At 49.2% G+C, this 2,020-nt stretch carries 1 protein-coding gene and 1 pseudogene; both read left to right on the top strand.

The features are described from left to right. Positions 1–334: 334 nt before the first annotated feature. A pseudogene (gene virB10 / locus CBG25_RS13150) lies at positions 335–1,303 on the top strand (VirB10/TraB/TrbI family type IV secretion system protein); the annotation flags it as partial. Continuing rightward, entirely contained in the window at positions 1,300–1,899 is a 600-nt protein-coding gene (locus CBG25_RS13145; RefSeq protein WP_290607163.1) for an ATPase, T2SS/T4P/T4SS family, read from the top strand. The pseudogene virB10 and the gene CBG25_RS13145, both read left to right, overlap by 4 nt. Positions 1,900–2,020 lie beyond the last annotated feature (121 nt).

The raw sequence follows: 2,020 nt of genomic DNA, 5'->3' as shown, positions 1-2,020 counted from the left end.
GATTAGTGGACAAAGTTATCGGTTAAAAGACAAGCTAAAAAGCGGTCAGCTACATAAAAAATTGAAAGCGGAACTGAGCGAGTAAATTAAAGGGGGTGGATCAGTTTTACTTTAGCAAAGTGGATCAGAATTCAATTGGCATTGACATTGTTGCGTTAATGGGGATGGTGGGATTTCATCTATGGGAGACCGCCCGCACCATCCATACCGAGACGCCGCCCGTTAGAGGCTGTCGCAAAAGGGGTATTTACAATAAAAATAATTTAATTTTTTCTTTAAAATCAAAATATTGAAATCATTAAAAACATGATACTACCTCTTTTGCGACAGCCTCGTTAGTGCGGAGAAATCCGCAGGCGTCAGTAACCAGCGGCGGGATTTAGGCAAGAAGGTTGATCCGTTTCATAAGGAAAAACAGACACAAGCGCAAGCAGAAAAGCCCGCCGCCAGTGGTGGCCAAACCCAACAGATCATGCCGGTAAACAGTGTTAGCCCTCCGTTTTCGTCTGAGCCGGTATTCAGGCGCTATCTTGCGCTGGAAACCGCAGAGGAAGTCCTGTCCACGCAAAGTCATAGCCGAACGAGGGCGCAGGAGAAACAGGGCGATAAGACGCCCGCCAGTGTTGACGCCAGAGACGCGGAAAAGCCGGAAAACGGCAATGCATCAGAGGGGCTTAATCAGGTCACGCGCATTCCTTACGATCCGGATTTATACCTGCCGGAAAATATGCCGATCCTCTGTGCGCTGGATTATCGCTTTGTTTCTGATTTGGCGGGAAAAATCCGCTGTACCATCACCCGAGATATCTACAGCGCCAGCGGCCATACCCGCCTGATTGACAAGGGTACCACCGCCTATGGGGTGTATAACGCCGGAACGCTCAGGCATGGGCAAGGGCGCGTCTTTATCCGCATCACCAAACTGCGCACCCGCCAGCCGCCTTATCTGGATATTCCCATGAAGGGTTCACAGGCCGCGGGAGAACTGGGTGAATCCGGTTCAGATGGCTGGATTGATGAACACTGGGTTGATCGCTTTGGTGGGGCGTTGATGTTGGGCATGATCCCCGATATTACCGCTGCGGCGGCAAATCAGGCCGGGAAGAAAGATCGCAATACGGATTACACCGAAAACAGCCGTCAATCGCTGGCTGAAATCGCCAGAACCGCGTTTGAAAACAGCGTGAATATTCCGCCTACCCTGTACAAGAATCAGGGCGACATTATCACGCTTATCACCGGTCAGGATATTGATTTCTCGGCCATCTATCAGCTTAAACTCAAGAGGAGAAAAAACGGATGAGTTACACCCAAAATCCGACGCTGATGTATTACCGCGATAGCCTCTTTGGGGCATTACTGGCGACAGAGGGGTTAACGGAACTGGCGGTCAACCGACCGAACCAGATTTTTACCAAGGTTAATGGGGAATGGCAGGAGCATGACGCGACGATAAGCTATGAGGAATGCATGACCTTTGCCGCAGTGCTGGCAAACCACAATGACGACCACATTGATGATCTGAAACCGATATTATCCGCCACGCTGGAAAGTGGCGAGCGGTGCCAGATTGTGATCCCCCCGGCCTGTGAGCGTGGCACCGTGTCGATCACCATCCGTAAACCGTCTTACCTGCAAATTCCTCACCAAGCGTGGATCGAGAGCGGTTTTTACGACCAACTCACCGGACAGGAAAAAACAGAGAGCCACGATGACGTGTTGATAAGGCTGTTTAAGGACAACGCCTTTCCCGAATTTATGGAAAAGGCGATGGAATACGGCAAGACAACCGTGTTTGGTGGGGGAACGGGGTCAGGCAAAACGACCTATGAAAAAACGCTGCTCGACTGTATCCCTGCGCATTTACGGCTTATCTCCATTAAATTAGTTGCTGAATAGAGACTTGCATTTTTTGTCACGCTATTGAGAATAAAAAGAGGTTTAACTTAGAGAATAAAGGTTTGAAATGATCAACAAAGAGCGGCTGTTACGAGATAATCGTTTATGTAAAGCAATCATT

The organism is Arsenophonus sp. ENCA (genome assembly GCF_002287155.1).
Lineage (GTDB): Bacteria > Pseudomonadota > Gammaproteobacteria > Enterobacterales > Enterobacteriaceae > Arsenophonus > Arsenophonus nilaparvatae.
Note: the sequence above shows the minus strand (reverse complement) of the source record. Positions and strands in the feature narration are given on the sequence as shown.